The sequence below is a fragment of the Bacillus sp. CGMCC 1.60114 genome, assembly GCF_042676365.1.
GTDB lineage: Bacteria > Bacillota > Bacilli > Bacillales > Bacillaceae_G > Bacillus_A > Bacillus_A rhizoplanae_A.
Genome location: NZ_JBHTHG010000117.1, coordinates 150,998 through 166,485, shown reverse-complemented (window position 1 = coordinate 166,485; position 15,488 = coordinate 150,998). Strand labels below are relative to the sequence as shown.

At 35.8% G+C, this 15,488-nt stretch carries 20 protein-coding genes; 5 read left to right on the top strand and 15 right to left on the bottom strand.

What is annotated here, in order from left to right:
- Position 1: 1 nt before the first annotated feature.
- Positions 2–1,117, bottom strand: coding sequence for a pyruvate dehydrogenase E1 component subunit alpha (gene pdhA, locus ACFQZ1_RS19430; RefSeq protein ID WP_377883831.1), 1,116 nt, complete (start codon positions 1,115–1,117; stop codon positions 2–4).
- 513 nt (positions 1,118–1,630) lie between these two features.
- Here pdhA and ACFQZ1_RS19425 point away from each other — a divergent pair.
- Positions 1,631–1,786 carry a YjcZ family sporulation protein gene (locus ACFQZ1_RS19425; protein WP_377883830.1) on the top strand — a complete coding sequence of 52 codons (156 nt, stop codon included), beginning with the start codon at positions 1,631–1,633 and terminating at the stop codon, positions 1,784–1,786.
- Positions 1,787–1,895: 109 nt separating this feature from the next.
- Positions 1,896–2,450, top strand: coding sequence for a peptide deformylase (gene def, locus ACFQZ1_RS19420; protein ID WP_377883829.1), 555 nt, complete (start codon positions 1,896–1,898; stop codon positions 2,448–2,450).
- 125 nt (positions 2,451–2,575) lie between these two features.
- Here def and ACFQZ1_RS19415 read toward each other — a convergent pair whose 3' ends face one another.
- Complete coding sequence (locus ACFQZ1_RS19415; protein ID WP_377883828.1) at positions 2,576–3,349, bottom strand: Cof-type HAD-IIB family hydrolase; 774 nt, start codon at positions 3,347–3,349, stop codon at positions 2,576–2,578.
- A gap of 510 nt (positions 3,350–3,859) precedes the next feature.
- Between ACFQZ1_RS19415 and ACFQZ1_RS19410 the strand changes: the two genes are divergently transcribed.
- Entirely contained in the window at positions 3,860–4,072 is a 213-nt protein-coding gene (locus tag ACFQZ1_RS19410) for a DNA-dependent RNA polymerase subunit epsilon (RefSeq protein WP_154710669.1), read from the top strand.
- A 3-nt stretch (positions 4,073–4,075) separates the two neighbouring features.
- Positions 4,076–5,743 carry a ribonuclease J1 gene (gene rnjA, locus ACFQZ1_RS19405; RefSeq protein WP_377883827.1) on the top strand — a complete coding sequence of 556 codons (1,668 nt, stop codon included), beginning with the start codon at positions 4,076–4,078 and terminating at the stop codon, positions 5,741–5,743.
- Positions 5,744–5,784: 41 nt separating this feature from the next.
- On the opposite strand, the gene ACFQZ1_RS19400 is transcribed toward rnjA, so the two are convergent.
- The 12 genes from ACFQZ1_RS19400 to ACFQZ1_RS19345 all read right to left on the bottom strand — a co-directional run bounded on the left by ACFQZ1_RS19400 (position 5,785) and on the right by ACFQZ1_RS19345 (position 14,278).
- Positions 5,785–6,453: a potassium channel family protein gene (locus ACFQZ1_RS19400; protein WP_377883826.1), complete on the bottom strand. Its 669-nt coding sequence runs from the start codon at positions 6,451–6,453 to the stop codon at positions 5,785–5,787.
- A gap of 461 nt (positions 6,454–6,914) precedes the next feature.
- Positions 6,915–7,781 (bottom strand): cytochrome C oxidase assembly protein, encoded by an 867-nt coding sequence (locus ACFQZ1_RS19395; protein ID WP_377883825.1) that lies wholly within the window; start codon positions 7,779–7,781, stop codon positions 6,915–6,917.
- Between the two features lie 99 nt (positions 7,782–7,880).
- Positions 7,881–8,339: a TlpA disulfide reductase family protein gene (locus ACFQZ1_RS19390; protein ID WP_377883824.1), complete on the bottom strand. Its 459-nt coding sequence runs from the start codon at positions 8,337–8,339 to the stop codon at positions 7,881–7,883.
- 74 nt (positions 8,340–8,413) lie between these two features.
- On the bottom strand, positions 8,414–8,962 hold the full coding sequence (locus ACFQZ1_RS19385) for a peroxiredoxin (RefSeq protein WP_098305695.1): 549 nt from the start codon (positions 8,960–8,962) through the stop codon (positions 8,414–8,416).
- Positions 8,963–9,179: 217 nt separating this feature from the next.
- Positions 9,180–10,310 (bottom strand): N-acetyldiaminopimelate deacetylase, encoded by a 1,131-nt coding sequence (locus ACFQZ1_RS19380; protein ID WP_377883823.1) that lies wholly within the window; start codon positions 10,308–10,310, stop codon positions 9,180–9,182.
- 57 nt (positions 10,311–10,367) lie between these two features.
- Positions 10,368–11,090: a 2,3,4,5-tetrahydropyridine-2,6-dicarboxylate N-acetyltransferase gene (gene dapD / locus ACFQZ1_RS19375; RefSeq protein WP_377883822.1), complete on the bottom strand. Its 723-nt coding sequence runs from the start codon at positions 11,088–11,090 to the stop codon at positions 10,368–10,370.
- Between the two features lie 71 nt (positions 11,091–11,161).
- Entirely contained in the window at positions 11,162–11,998 is an 837-nt protein-coding gene (locus ACFQZ1_RS19370; RefSeq protein WP_377884152.1) for a transcriptional regulator CcpC, read from the bottom strand.
- Positions 11,999–12,093: 95 nt separating this feature from the next.
- Positions 12,094–12,537 (bottom strand): cyclic-di-AMP-binding protein CbpB, encoded by a 444-nt coding sequence (cbpB, locus tag ACFQZ1_RS19365; protein ID WP_377883821.1) that lies wholly within the window; start codon positions 12,535–12,537, stop codon positions 12,094–12,096.
- A 218-nt stretch (positions 12,538–12,755) separates the two neighbouring features.
- Entirely contained in the window at positions 12,756–12,947 is a 192-nt protein-coding gene (gene abbA / locus ACFQZ1_RS19360) for an antirepressor AbbA (RefSeq protein WP_154710660.1), read from the bottom strand.
- A gap of 86 nt (positions 12,948–13,033) precedes the next feature.
- A complete protein-coding gene (locus ACFQZ1_RS19355; protein WP_377883820.1) occupies positions 13,034–13,552 on the bottom strand; it encodes a ribonuclease H-like YkuK family protein in 519 nt (172 codons plus the stop codon).
- A gap of 74 nt (positions 13,553–13,626) precedes the next feature.
- On the bottom strand, positions 13,627–13,776 hold the full coding sequence (locus ACFQZ1_RS19350) for a hypothetical protein (protein ID WP_090914260.1): 150 nt from the start codon (positions 13,774–13,776) through the stop codon (positions 13,627–13,629).
- Between the two features lie 265 nt (positions 13,777–14,041).
- On the bottom strand, positions 14,042–14,278 hold the full coding sequence (locus ACFQZ1_RS19345; RefSeq protein ID WP_020059327.1) for a YkuJ family protein: 237 nt from the start codon (positions 14,276–14,278) through the stop codon (positions 14,042–14,044).
- A gap of 356 nt (positions 14,279–14,634) precedes the next feature.
- On the opposite strand from ACFQZ1_RS19345, the gene ACFQZ1_RS19340 reads away from it, so the two are divergent.
- Positions 14,635–14,874 (top strand): glutaredoxin domain-containing protein, encoded by a 240-nt coding sequence (locus tag ACFQZ1_RS19340; protein WP_098305711.1) that lies wholly within the window; start codon positions 14,635–14,637, stop codon positions 14,872–14,874.
- Positions 14,875–14,947: 73 nt separating this feature from the next.
- Here the strand turns inward: ACFQZ1_RS19340 and ACFQZ1_RS19335 are convergent, their stop codons facing one another.
- Positions 14,948–15,439, bottom strand: coding sequence for a DUF3993 domain-containing protein (locus ACFQZ1_RS19335; protein ID WP_377883819.1), 492 nt, complete (start codon positions 15,437–15,439; stop codon positions 14,948–14,950).
- Positions 15,440–15,488 lie beyond the last annotated feature (49 nt).

The window sequence follows — 15,488 nt, the reverse complement described above, 5'->3', positions numbered from 1 at the left end:
CTTACTTCGACTCCTTTTCTTTGTAAATTTCATATTGTTCAGCTAAGTTGTAAGGCATTGTTTCGTACATGATTTCCATTAAATCAGTTACTTTTTGTTTTGGAGCTTGGTCAGCCTTAGCAATTGCTTCTTTAATGTCTTCTTTAGCTTGTTCGATTACTGTTTCTTCTTCTTCTTGAGACCAAATGCCTTTGTTCTCTAAGAATGCACGGAAACGTACGATTGGATCTTTTTGTTCCCATTCGTTTTCGATATCTTTTGTACGGTAACGAGTTGGGTCATCACCAGCCATTGTATGTGGACCGTAACGGAATGTTAAAGTCTCGATTAAAGTAGGGCCTTCACCGTTTACTGCACGCTCACGAGCAAAAGCAGTTGCTGCGTATACAGCTAATGGGTCCATACCGTCTACTTGAATTCCGTAAATACCAGCTGCAACTGCTTTTTGTGCTACAGTTTTTGCCGCAGATTGTTTTTCTACTGGAGTAGAGATTGCATAACGGTTGTTTTGAACAACGAAGATTGCTGGAGCTTTAAATGCACCCGCAAAGTTCATACCTTCATAGAAGTCACCTTGAGACGCTCCGCCGTCACCAGTGTAAGTAATTGCAACAGATTTTTTACCACGTAATTTCATACCTAACGCAACACCAGCAGTTTGGATGATTTGCGCACCGATAATAATTTGTGGAGCAAGTGCGTTTACATCTGCAGGCATTTGGTTACCCATGAAGTGTCCACGAGAGAATAAAAATGCTTGGTATAACGGTAAACCGTGCCATACTAATTGTGGAACATCACGGTACCCTGGTAAGATGAAATCTTCTTTTTCAAGAGCAAAATGACTTGCTAATTGAGAAGCTTCTTGTCCAGCTGTTGGCGCATAGAAACCTAAGCGACCTTGACGGTTTAAAGAAATAGAACGTTGGTCTAATACGCGAGTATACACCATACGACGCATTAATTCTTTTAATTGATCATCAGTTAATTTTGGCATAGCTGCTTCATTCACAACTTCGCCTTTTTCATTTAAGATTTGTAATGTTTCAAATTGAGCTGCAATAGCTTTCATTTGCTCATCAACATTAAATAGGGCCTTTTTTGTTTTAGTACCCATTCCGTTCACCTCTTCCTCTCTTGAACCATATTCTTAAACGCTTTCACTAGCACCTTGCTAAAATAAAAGCATAAGCTTGAAAACTGACGCACCATTCGTCAGTTATTGAATAATTTGTGCACCTAACAATCTGTACTAATGTTTTTATTTAAACTAATTAATACAATCTTGATCACGTTTTTTAGTTTACAACTATTCTAATCACCCTGTCAATCACTTTGATTTCGAAATTTTTTTCGAAAATCAACGAGGTTTTCTTAACAAATACACATTTTCAAAATACTATCTGTATTAGTGAGTGAGCCTCCTCTGTTATATTATTCCCTTTTCACACATATTTTGGTCATAGAATAATATGTAAACGATTTATTTCACTCTTATCTTTTGTCTCATACTCATAAAAATATGCAACATCTACTACCTTTTTAGGCAAATAACTATAACATTTTTCTTCTTTCTTCCATACATTATACTAACCGCAGCATTCGCGGAAACGGTAAAGGAGGTCACACCATGTACGGATACACTTTTTGTTACCCAGCAGCAACAACAACTTGCGCATATCCTTCGTATGGCTATGGTGGTTGCGGCGGATTTGGACACGGATTTGCTATAATCGTTGTATTGTTTATTCTTTTAATTATCGTCGGTGCTTCTTGCATCTGTTAATGTAAAATGAAACAATTATAAAAGAACAAGGCGGTTTGACTACCTTGTTCTTTGTCATGACTTTTTCCACGACCTTTGGTAGACTAAAGATGAAAAGGAGAGATTGCATATGCTTACAATGAATGATGTGATTCGTGAAGGAAATCCTATTTTACGAACAGTGGCTGAAGAGGTAGTTCTACCAGCAAACGAAGAAGAAGTACATATATTACGAAAAATGATTGAATTTGTTATTAACAGTCAAAATCCCGAAATGGTTGAAAAATATAATTTACGCCCTGGAATTGGTTTAGCAGCTCCTCAGATTGGTGTTTCTAAAAGAATGATTGCTGTCCATGTAACGGATAGAGATGGAACATTATATAGCTACGCTTTGTTTAACCCGAAAATTATCAGTCATTCTGTAGAACGTACGTACTTATCAGGTGGCGAAGGTTGTCTGTCAGTGGATCGCGAAGTTCCTGGCTATGTGCCTCGTTACACCCGCATTACTGTAAAAGGAACAGCAATAGACGGTGAAGAAGTGAAACTACGTTTAAAAGGGTTACCAGCAATTGTCTTCCAACATGAAATTGATCATTTAAACGGCGTTATGTTTTATGACCATATTAATAAAGACAATCCATTTATAAATCCAGAAAATGCAACACCTTTAGAAAGATAAACTAAAACTTCCGTCAGTGAGGGTCTTTGTCGCTCACCAATAGTAGGATAAAAAAATAGTCTGTTTTCACTATAGTTAATGAAAACAGACTATTTTTTATACGAAATGGTTTTCATACGAATCCTTTATAATAATTCTGCCCACTGCAATCCATGGAGGATACCATCTTCTGCAACATCTTTCGTTACATAATTCGCAAGTTTCTTCAAATCTTCATGCCCATTTCCCATAGCAATTCCTGTCCCTACAGTTTCAATCATTTCTAAATCATTTAACCCGTCCCCAAATGCATAAACTTGTTCTCGAGTGAATCCAAGCTTTTCAATAAATTTTTCAATTCCTTTCGCTTTCGATCCCCCCATTGGAATAATGTCCATGGAATAAGCATGCCAGCGAATAAAATGAAACTGCGGATAGTCACTGATAAACTTTTCTTCTTCTCCTGCTCTGCAAAATAAAAGCGTTTGATAGATATCACGCTTTTCATAAAAACTAGGTTCAAACACGGGATGACTCATTCGAAGACTAGCGAAGCTTTCTGTTACATAATTATGTGATGCCACTGTTGCCTTCATATCTTTATGATCCAAATAAACAAGAGGATAGCCTGCCTCTTCTGCAAAATTTGTGAAGGTACGTAATGCATCTGGATGTAATGGGTTTTTATATACAACTTCATCTTCAAATACAACATATTGTCCATTGAAACTTACATAATTATGAATATTTAGCTCTTTACGAATATCTTCAAACATAAACGGCGCACGTCCTGTTGCAATTGCTACATGCACCCCATTTTCTTGAAGACGACGCACAGCTTCTTTTGTAGATTGTGGTATTTCTTTGTTATGATCTAGCAATGTTCCATCAATATCAAAAAAGACAATTTTATCGCTCATTTATATAATCCTTTCTACTTCATTAATTCAAGCATCTCACTTCATGGTTTAAATATCTTCTCAAATACTAAAAAAGTATAACATATAAGACATCTATCAAGAAGGCGCTCACTATCTAACCATCTTACCTAACTATGCATATACTGAAATAAAAACGGCACTGCAGTTCGACACATGAATTTTCTTTTCTATTCTATCTCATACTATAATTTGAACGAAATATCTTCTTAAAAATAGTTCATTTTCTAAAACTTACTTCTTATTGCACGTTAGAATAAGATTACACGCATGTTTTGAACGAGGAAAGGATGGGACAATCGTGCTAAGGAAACTGAAGAAAAAGTTAAAAGTATATTGGAACGATTTACTTCGAAAAAAAACAATTGCTTAAATCGTGCCCATTTCGGGCCTTTTTCTTCATTCTTATTCGAAAAAACATGAAAATCATAACCTTTTGCTTTATAATAGGTAAAAGATAGCCTAAAACATAAACAAGGAGAGATTGTTTTAATGATTTTTAAAGTATTTTATCAAGAAAAAATGCTAGAGGTACCTGTACGTGAAAATACTAAGGTACTTTATCTAGAAGCCGAGTCTGAAAGAGAAGTTCGCACAAAGTTACACAAGTTCGCATATAATATCGAGTTTATCCAGTCTGTTACTGGTGCTCATCTTGAATATGAAAAGCAATATGCAGATTTCAAGTTAGCGGAGAACGTCTAATTTATGAAATTCTTAAAAAATGATCAAGCTGCTGTTTTCGCACTTGGCGGACTCGGTGAAATCGGCAAAAATACATATGCTGTTCAGTTTCAAGATGAAATTATTATTATTGACGCTGGGATTAAATTCCCAGAAGACGAACTTCTCGGGATTGATTATGTTATACCTGACTACACGTATTTGGTACGTAACGAAGAAAAAATTAAAGGACTCTTTATTACACATGGTCACGAAGATCATATCGGCGGGATCCCTTATTTATTGCGTCAAGTAAATATTCCAATTTACGGTGGAAAATTGGCGCTCGGACTGATTAAAAATAAATTAGAAGAGCACGGATTACTGCGAAAAGCACAACTGCATGAGATTAAAGAAGACGATATCATTAAATTCAAAAAGACATCCGTTTCCTTCTTCCGCACGACGCATAGCATTCCAGATTCGTACGGTATCGTCGTGAAAACACCACAAGGACAGGTTGTTCATACAGGAGACTTTAAATTTGACTTCACGCCAGTTGGTGAACCAGCAAACTTAACAAAAATGGCTGAAATCGGAAAAGAGGGTGTCCTTTGCTTACTATCTGATAGTACAAATAGTGAAGTCCCTCACTTTACAATGTCTGAACGCCGCGTAGGTGACAGCATTCAAGATATTTTCCGTAAAGTAGAAGGCCGTATTATATTCGCAACGTTTGCTTCTAATATTCACCGACTACAACAAGTTGTAGAAGCTGCAGTAGCAAACAACCGAAAAATTGCTGTTTTTGGTCGAAGTATGGAAGCAGCAATGGAAATTGGACAAAATCTTGGCTACATTCGCTGCCCGAAAGATACAATTATTGAACCATCACAGCTAAATCGCATACCAGCAAACCAAGTTGTGATTTTATGCACAGGAAGTCAAGGTGAACCAATGGCTGCATTATCTCGCATTGCCAATGGTACACACCGTCAAATTCAAATTATTCCTGGTGATACTGTCGTATTTTCGTCCTCTCCGATTCCTGGAAACACGGTAAGTGTAAGCCGTACAATCAACATGTTGTATCGTGCAGGTGCTGATGTAATTCACGGACCACTGACTGACATTCATACAAGTGGACACGGTGGACAAGAAGAACAGAAATTAATGCTACGTCTCATTAAACCAAAATATTTCATGCCAATTCATGGTGAATACCGTATGCAACGTATGCATGCAAAATTAGCGAATGATTGTGGTATTCCCGAAGAAAATTGTTTCATAATTGATAACGGTGATGTACTTGCGCTTCGTGAAGATGAAGCAACAATCGCAGGAAAAATTCCTTCTGGCTCTGTTTATATCGATGGAAACGGCATTGGTGATATTGGTAACATCGTACTTCGCGACCGCCGTATTCTTTCAGAAGAAGGACTTGTTATCGTTGTTGTTAGCATCGATATGAAAGAATTTAAAGTGGCTGCTGGACCAGATATTATTTCTCGTGGATTCGTTTATATGCGTGAAAGCAGTGATTTAATTAACGATGCACAGACATTAATTACAAATCATTTAGAAAAAGTAATGGAACGTAAAACGACACAATGGTCTGAAATCAAAAATGAAATTACGGATACGTTAGCTCCATTCTTATACGAAAAAACGAAACGTCGTCCAATGATCTTACCAATCATTATGGAAATTTAAATAAAAAGGACAATGCACCTATATTGGCATTGTCCTTTTTATTATTTCGTTAAAAACATTTCAAAGCGGTCCACATCATTATCATGACCAATAACTATCAAAATATCTCCGATTCGAATATTTTCTGTCGCACGCGGTGAAACGAGAACTTCCTTTCCACGTTTAATTGCCACAATGTTTAATCCAAACTTCGCACGGATATCTAATTCAATTAACGAATGGTCATCAATCTTTTCATTCGCAATAATCTCAACGATGCTATGTTCATCTGAGAGTTCTAAATAGTCTAAGACACTACTAGAGGCAATATTATTCGCAATTCGTTTCCCCATATCACGCTCAGGATGAACAATATGGTCAGCTCCAATTTTAGTTAAAACTTTTTCATGGTAATCGTTTTGTGCTTTCACAGTAATATTTTTTACGCCTAATTCTTTTAAAATAAGAGTTGTTAAAATACTTGCATTAAGATTATCACCAATAGCTACCACAACATGATCAAAATTACGGATTCCTAAACTTTTTAATACCATTTCATCTGTAGAATCAGCAATTACAGCATGGGATGCAATATTTGCAAATTCATTTACACGATCTTCATCCATATCAATCGCCATAACTTCCATTCCAAGTTGCGCTAATTCTCGGCAAATACTGCCGCCAAATCGACCGAGACCAATAACAGCAAATTCTTTTTCCTTCGTACTCACACAAATTCCTCCAATAATATCGAATCATATAAAGTGAAACTTCCATCAGCGGTTTTTTCATCCCCAGTCTACCTTCGTCGCTTCTCCCTGAATTTCAAGGTGGTTTGGCTTACTACCTGTTAATGCAGAATAAATTGAAATTTCCTTGAGTAAAAATTTTATTTGTTTCCATTCATGATTAATTGAACGAATCAAGCTCTTATAAGCAATTATTCTCTTATCAATTCTTTACCCCTTCAAAAACGACTACTGCAGTTTGATTAGGATCAACTATCATTGTAGCATACTTTATAATGTGAAACTTCCATCAGAGGGGGTTTTCTTCATCCACCTCTGATAGAAAGCCCGTCCAATCGGGCACATGCCAGCAGTTACGCCCCGCCTATCTTCTTCGGTTTTTCCTAAATCTGAGATGGAGCGTTAATGTGGGATACATGTTAATAATTTTTTTCTTCCCATCTTCATTTTTGTTTTTGAATATAGAAAAATTGTTGTAAATAAAACACAAGCATACATATTAACATACCAAAAATAAAAATATTTCCAAACGAACTAAACGTTCGAAATACAAACACTAAAGTTTCTTGTCCAAAAAAGGCAAATAGTAACTGTATAAAAGCAAATAACAATGCAAATTGATAGTGTTGCTGATGAAATAAATAATGAGTAGCACCTAAAAAACCAACAAAAGAAACTATAAATATCCACCATGTTTCAATCATCTTTTGCCACCCTACTAGTTCATATCCGTTCACAATAATAGCAATTGCTCCTATGACAAGCATAGTTGGAACACTCCAAAATAAAGCCCACTTTCGAAAGAGTAATACCGCTTGCCTGTCTTCTCGTTTATACGCGCAATACGTTAAAAAAGTCGCACTTATATATAAGAGTGATACAATTGTCAGAACAATAATTAACCAAAAATGAAGTTGATAATACTCATTTTCTATATTTGTAACAATTGCAGCTATCAAACCTGGAATACATATGCCAGTATACCCTTCAACTAGACCTTTGTTCCAAAATACCATATTACCAATTCGAATTCCTAATAACATAAAAATAATGGCACCAAGGATAAATAAAGTCGTTTTATTTCCAACTAAGCTCGTTGAAAAAGCAATTAATCCAACAAATAAGAATAGTACAAAGGCATTCATAATTTCTGCAACAGGTGATAAATACACTCTCACCCACTCATATGTGTTCGCATAGTTTTCTTTTTTTGCTAAACAATATGTATAAAAACTAATGCCAAAATATATTGCAGCTATAATTACATATGTATATAAAAAGAAACATAGTATAGTACTTCCGATTTGCACGCTATCCCCTACCTTTTTCTCAATGTAACACATTGATTTTACACATTTTGCATGCGATATGTAAACTAAAAACCTCCCTATCACGAGGGAGGTTTTCCATTATTCAGCTGTTTTTTCAGCTTCATCAAGAACACGATTTACTCGTTTTGTTAGCATTTGCATGCCACTACCACCAGCTTGGAAATGACGCAACACACCATTTTTATCAAACACATAATATGCTGGCACATATTGATTTTCAAAGGAATCTGTAATCGCATGCTTATTGTCTACTAAAATCGGCTGCACGATACCATGCTCCTCTGCCACTTCTTTCACTTTTTCAAGATCTAAATCTTCTTCTGAACGCGGCATATGCACAGCAATTACATTTAATTTATCTTTATAATCATCACGGAATTCGTTAATGCTCGGCATCGCTTCTTTGCATAAGTGACAACTAACAGACCAGAAATGGATCAATGTTGGTTTATCGCCAATTAGTTCTTCCCTTACTACTTCTCCATTTAGTACAGCTGTCGCTCCTTCTAAGGAAGGCATTGGTTCACGTAATTTCATTACATTTCCTCCTTATGTATGTAGAGAAAGGCCTAACAACGATTTGTTAGACCTTTTTTCACTCAGTCAAAAAATTAAACGTTTAAAGTTGCTTGACCTGGTTTCCAGTTTGCTGGGCAAAGTCCACCAGTTTGAAGAGCTTGAAGAACGCGGATTACTTCGTCAACTTCACGTCCAATGTTATTATGATGTACAACTTGGTACATTAATTCGCCTTCTGGGCTAATGATGAATAGACCGCGAAGTGCGATACCTTCTTCTTCAAGTAATACGCCATAGTCACGAGATACTACATGATTTGTATCAGCAGCTAATGGGTATTTCAATTCACCTAAACCGTTTTTCGTACGATCAGTGTTAATCCATGCTAAATGAGTATGGATTGTATCAGTTGATACACCAATTACTTCTGCATCTAAGTCTTCAAACTCATCATAACGCTCAGAAAGTGCGATGATTTCTGTTGGACATACGAAAGTAAAGTCCATTGGATAGAAGAAAAGCACTGTCCATTTATCTTGTTTCATAACCTCTTCAAGGCTTACTTTACCAAATTCTTTGTTTGGCATAACAGCGTCCATCTCAAAGCGTGGAGCCTGTTTTGCTACCATACGTTCTGCCATATGTATCAACCTCCATTAATTTTTTGAGTCATATATTGTCTACTCTTGTATTATATAAGAGGAACTAGTTTTTAGTCAATATCATTTAATAATTATTACAAAATAACTAACTATTAACTTTTTCCCTCCACCTACCATTATAAAGTATTGTGCTAGAATTACAAAAAAAATGCACGTTAGATTATAAAAATTTTCTCATACGAAAAGGGAACAAGCATTATGCTCTGTTCCCTTTCCATTTTACATATGTTGTTAAAAAAGTAATCGCTCTTTCAATTGCCGACTCATTTGGCTGTAATTTCGCATGATGTAGACCATATTCAGATTCTACTCCAAGCCAAAACATAAAACCTGGAATATCGCGAAGCATGTATCCAAAATCTTCTCCTGTCATCGCTTCTGTGCAGGTGATAACATTCATATCTGTATGTTCGGCCGTATATTTCATAAATTCCTGCGTTAACGGTTCATCATTATATACCTGATGATACATCGCTCCATAATCAATGTGCGCTGTACATTGAAAGGACGTTTCAATTCCTGCAACGATTGCTTCAATACGTCCCTTTACTCGTTTCATGGATTCAACAGATAATGTACGAATCGTCCCTTCTAAACGAGCCTTTTCCGCAATAATATTTTGTACTGTTCCACCAGTAATCTTTCCAATTGTAATAACTGCACTATCTAGCGGATTCACATTTCGACTAATAACAGATTGCAACTGTGTAACAAGGTGGCTTGCCGTAACAATCATATCATTAGCTGTATGCGGATATGCTGCATGTCCACCCTTTCCTTTTAAATCAACGTATAATTCAGATGTATTTGCAAACAGTAACCCTTCTTTTGTTGCAATTGAACCAACTGGATATTCAGGTGCAATGTGGAGCCCAAGAATCATATCTGGTTTCCATGCTTGAAATTCTTCACTTTGTAATAGCGGAAGAGCACCGCCCGGCCCTTCTTCAGCTGGTTGAAAAATAAAAACAAGATGATCGTCAATTCGCTCTGTCACAAATGCTGTTAATAAGCCGAGGCCGATGGTTGTATGAATATCATGCCCACATGCGTGCATCATGCCTTCATGTAATGAAGAAAAATCATATCCTGTCTCCTCCGCAATCGGAAGCCCATCAATATCAGCACGGTAACCAATTGTTTTTAGCGGATTTCGACCATGTACTTTTACAATGACACCTGTTTTCCACGTTTTCACTTCCATATATTCACTTGGAAGTGTATTTATATAATTTAAAATATATTGTTGTGTTTTCCACTCTTGAAAACCAAGCTCTGGAATTTGATGCAAATCCCTGCGCATTTGTATAAATTTATTTATCATCATCTTTTCACCACCATCGATAAAAAGCGTAAGAGCCTGCAAGCCCTTACGCTTTCTTTTTTATTTTTCTGGATTCAGTTGACGAAGTTCTTGTTTAATTTCTGTTTTCGATTTTGTTTTTTCGTCAATTTCTTTAATAACACGTGCTGGTGTTCCTGCAACAACTGTGTATGGCGGTACATCTTCTGTTACAACTGCACCCGCTGCAACAACTGCACCTTTACCTACTGTAACACCTTCTAGAACCACTACATTTGCACCAATTACAACATCATCTTCAACGATAACCGGTTTTGCAGAAGGTGGCTCGATAACGCCTGCGAGTACAGCTCCAGCTCCAACGTGACAGTTTTTACCTACTGTTGCACGTCCACCAAGCACTGCATTCATATCGATCATTGAACCTTCACCGATCACAGCACCAATGTTGATTGTTGCATTCATCATAATAACTGCATTATCACCAATTTCAACATGCTCACGAATAATTGCACCTGGTTCAATACGCGCTTTAATACCTTTTAAGTCAAGCATTGGAATTGCAGAGTTACGACGATCATTTTCTACAACATAATCTGCAACATGCTTGCTATTTTCATCAAGAATCGCCTTAATTTCTGACCATTCTCCAAATAATACACCTGATTTTTTATTTACAAATGCTTGTACTGTTTCTGGGAATGTAATTTCTTTTAAATCCCCTTTTATGTATACCTTTACAGGAGTTTTCTTCTCGCTTTTTTGAATAAACGAAATAATCTCGTTTGCATCCATCATTTTCATGCTTGTTGCCTCCTAAATCCATTTATAATGTTACTCTACCAAACGAAAAGACTCCTCGCAAGATAATAATCTTATTTTCCTGCTTGAATTTCTTCAATAACATCTAAAAATGCCTGTACTTGTTTTAACTGTCTGGCAGATTCACTTGTTAACAACCATGTTTCTCTCGTCAGTTGTACTGGAGTTCTATATGTCTTTTCCTTTACTTCTTTTAAAACAGTAGATGGTAAAAGGGCATAACCAATACCGTTTAAAACAAGTTGCTTACACGTTTCAATTTGATCGACTACAATCGTACGTTTAGGTGGATTAGAAAATAAACCATACCACCAATTCTGTATTTGCCCATAATATGTCGAATCACTTTTAAATTGAATAAACGGTTTATTAGTGTCTCTTAACATGGAAATATCCTTAATCTCTGTATCAACTAAATACAATTCATCTTCAAATAATTGCTGTTTATATCCTTTATATTCTTGCGACCCTCGCAAAATTGCAACATGAACATCACCTTCGTAAAAATGATTTTGCACCTCACTACTCCAGCCTGTAAAAAGAGAAATCTTCACAAACGGGTATCTTTGTACAAACATCTTTAAAACTGGCGGTAGCCAGTATTGCCCAATAACAGAAGCCACAGCAATCCTTAACGTACCATATGTTTCCGTCTGAAATGTTGCTAATTCGCTCTTAATTGCTTCTTCTCTCTGTAACATATCTTTAGCATAATTTGCTACTTTTTCACCTTCTGGTGTAATCGTTAATCCTTTTTGCGAGCGTATAAAAAATTTCATCCCCCATTGTTTTTCCATCGATTGAAGCCTTTGACTAAGCGCTGGTTGTGATACAAATAAGCGCTCAGCAGCTTTTCGCATATTTAACTCTTGTGCTAAGATAACCATCATTTGAAAATCATCAATTTGCAATGTTTTCTCCTTCCTTCGTTACAACTGAACGATAAAAGCGACTTCTTCTTTCGCTTGAAGTCGCCTTTTCAACGTTATCGATTAAATCTTCTTACTGTCTTATTTAGTAACTTTAAGATTGCACGCCGCGTCAAAATTCCTTCAAAACATCCTTCTTCATTTTCAACACATACAAACGGATGATCAATTGTAATCTCTAATGCTTTTGCAAATGAATCCTGCAACTTCAGGCGTGGAATATCACCTTTCATCACACTTTCTACTTTCATATCCTCTAACTTTTCAAATTCAATACGTTCTAGCCCTAAAATACCATCTAAAATCATTGCCGTACTTACTAAACCATGTAATTTGTACATCGGATCTAGTACTGGAATAGCAGAATAACCAGATTTCACCAAGACAAGCAAAGCATGCTCAAGATTATTTCCAATTTGAACATGCGCTACTTTTTCAGATGAAATCATTAAGTCTTTTACAAAAACTTGCTGAAACTCTTCTTTCGGAATACTAATCATATTATTATCCCCCACTTTATCCCATTCTAACAAGTAGCAATTGTAAACTAATCGTAAAAAACCAACTCGTTCAAGTATTTCTCTATTTTCTCACTTCTATTTTCAGTTTATGACAACGTTTACATATTATTATTTGTCCTTTTGTTTCTCATATAAAATAAATAACCACAGTTCATTTTACCATAGAAACAAAAGAAAAGACTACCATTCTGGCAGCCTTAATATCCTTCATTTTTCAGACGAGCAAATAAGTTTGTGATTTGTTTGTAATGAGATATATCTGTTTTTTTTCGTCCAGTTTCGATATCAGAAAGTTCAACGGCAAGTATTTCACTCGCATAATTTTGTCGAAACAAAACATCTAGCAATAAGTTTTGTTCCTCTTTTGTTAAATCAATTTCTCTACTCATTTTCTCCTCCCCTTATTCAACTGTCCTTATTCTTTATTATATAAAATATTTCCCCTATTTAATAGATTGAAAATTCAGCACGAAAATTATTTCGTGTACCGATTTGCATAGCTAGACGCCGTATATGCATCTGGCTTAATTTTAGGCGTTAACCCCATCGCTGTAATTTTATTTGTCATATCTAAAATAAACTCTCTCGTCAAACCGTCTTTCCCGATATCTAAATGAATTTCCATAACAAATTCAGCACCTTCTCCGCGGTACGGATATAGAAGTTCCCATAACTGTTGTATTCGCTCTGGCGTAAATAAACAGGCAATCTCTTGACTAAACTGTGTTTCTAAATAGATTTTTTCTCGCAAACTCAGGGGCTTTCTCCGGATTGTCTGATGGTATAAACAACCCCACGCTCCTTTTCCAACGCGGTGCAAATGAATTGCTGTAATAAAACGAGTATTATTTTGATGCACTTGTGAATCTGTTCCAATTGACAATCGATACATATTACGCGGTGCACTTTGAATAAAATGACAAATTCGTGAGAATACGGTTTCAAAGTCCATATGTCGCTCTGATAAATTGTAAAATTGATATTCTCCGTCCATACAGTCACGTCCCTTCTCATAGACAGACTTTCGTATTCTCATTGTATGGGACAGAATAACAAAATATGTCTTACTTATCCTTTACTCGTTTCGATATTCCGGATCAAATATGTACAAAATGGACATTTGAAAATAACATTTTGATTAGATTGCGCTGTTAACACATGTGTAATTTCTGATTGTCTATGACATTTTGGACATACAACAACAGGCATTTTTTCCAATTTTCTCACCTCTTTATCCCGCTATTTTTGGACAGTAACACTCCTATCTTAAGATTGTAAGGAAACAAAAATATAGGTGAGAGATAACTGCCCATAAGAGTCCTATTATTGCAAGCTTTCCATCAGTAATAGGATAACCCCCCTACTGGTAGAAAACTTCATTTTATAGAATGTGTTATCAGTGTAGGAACAAGGAACGAATATTATTCAGCTTACATAAAAAAAGAAGGTGCCTTTTTCTTCTTAGGCACCTTCTTTTTATGTATCAAGAAAGAATATCGTAAATCTCGATTGCAACCATGTCAATATTATCGAATTGATATACTTGTGGTTTTTCTCCTTGTTGATACACTTCTAGCTCGTACATATCACTTTTATCAAAATATTTCACGCTACATTTGCGTTCACCGTTCACTTCAAAATAGCGTTGTGCTACTTCGCCGCTTTCAGCTTGTTCTTTTAGACTAACAAGACGAGTTAAAATTCCTTGGAGCAGAGACATGAAATCTCCCCTTTCTCTAATCTTCCTACGAATAGGTTTTGCAGCAATACTCATTCTATCCGTCATAACTGAAAAAATGTCCCACACCCTAGGATAATGGTTATGAGCAAGAAACTCAACTAAAATTTGTCGAAAAAACATACAAAAAGCCGAAATACATATATCTATGCCCTTTCTTCCGCACTTTATAGTATAAAAAACTTTATCTTTATGTTCTGTGAAAGTAGAGAAGATAAACAAGAGAGAATTGATCTAGCCCTCAACAGAAAGTACATTCGTGTCAATGAAAACTTCACTTCATTGAAGTTTTTTACATACAAGACTATAATTGAGATGAATGAAAGAGGAGGATTTACATGAAGAAAGTAGATGTATATACACAACCAGATTGCCCACCATGTCAAATTATAAAAGAATTTTTAAAACATAATCATATTACATTTACAGAATATGATGTCAAAAAAGATGCTGCCGCTCGTAATCGCCTTCTATATGATTATGATTCTTATTCTACCCCTACCGTTGTTGTAGATGGCGAAGTTGTAGCCGGCTTTCAAATTGAAAAATTACAACAACTTTTAGAACTAGAACAATAAAAAGGCGACCGTATGAGTCGCCTTTTCTCACCCTACTCGCGGACAGTAAGCTCGTATCAATGAAAGTTTCACTTTATTCTTTTTCGGATTGTCTAATCTCAGATAAAAGCTGTTTATTTTCGTGATACCCCGCCAATTTCCATTTATCACCATCTTTTTGCAGTGTGATAATTTGATATTGATCATTTGTAATATTATGTTCATACACATATAACAAATCATGCTCTTGATTGTATACAATTTTTGTTTTTGATGAAAAAGTAAATGGCGCTTCTTTTGTAGGCAATAAATATTGAGCACTTCGTTTTACATCCTGACCATTTTCATCCGTAAAAACTTGAAGGAAATTATCTGTGAAATAAGGGGATAATGTATCAATCATTTTATCCATTGATAGTCGCTTACCACGAATAGAAAATTGTGCTTCATATCCCTTTCGAATCGTTTCAAATATTTCATTTTGATCAATTTTTGTTTCTTCTTTTCCAAGAACAGTTGTTACACCTTGTCCAATTACAAATGCAACAAAAAGAAATAGCACAATCCAAATCCCATACTTTTTCATTCTCGCACCCTCCTTGTAAAAAGAGCTTGTCCTTCTAGTATTCATTGTA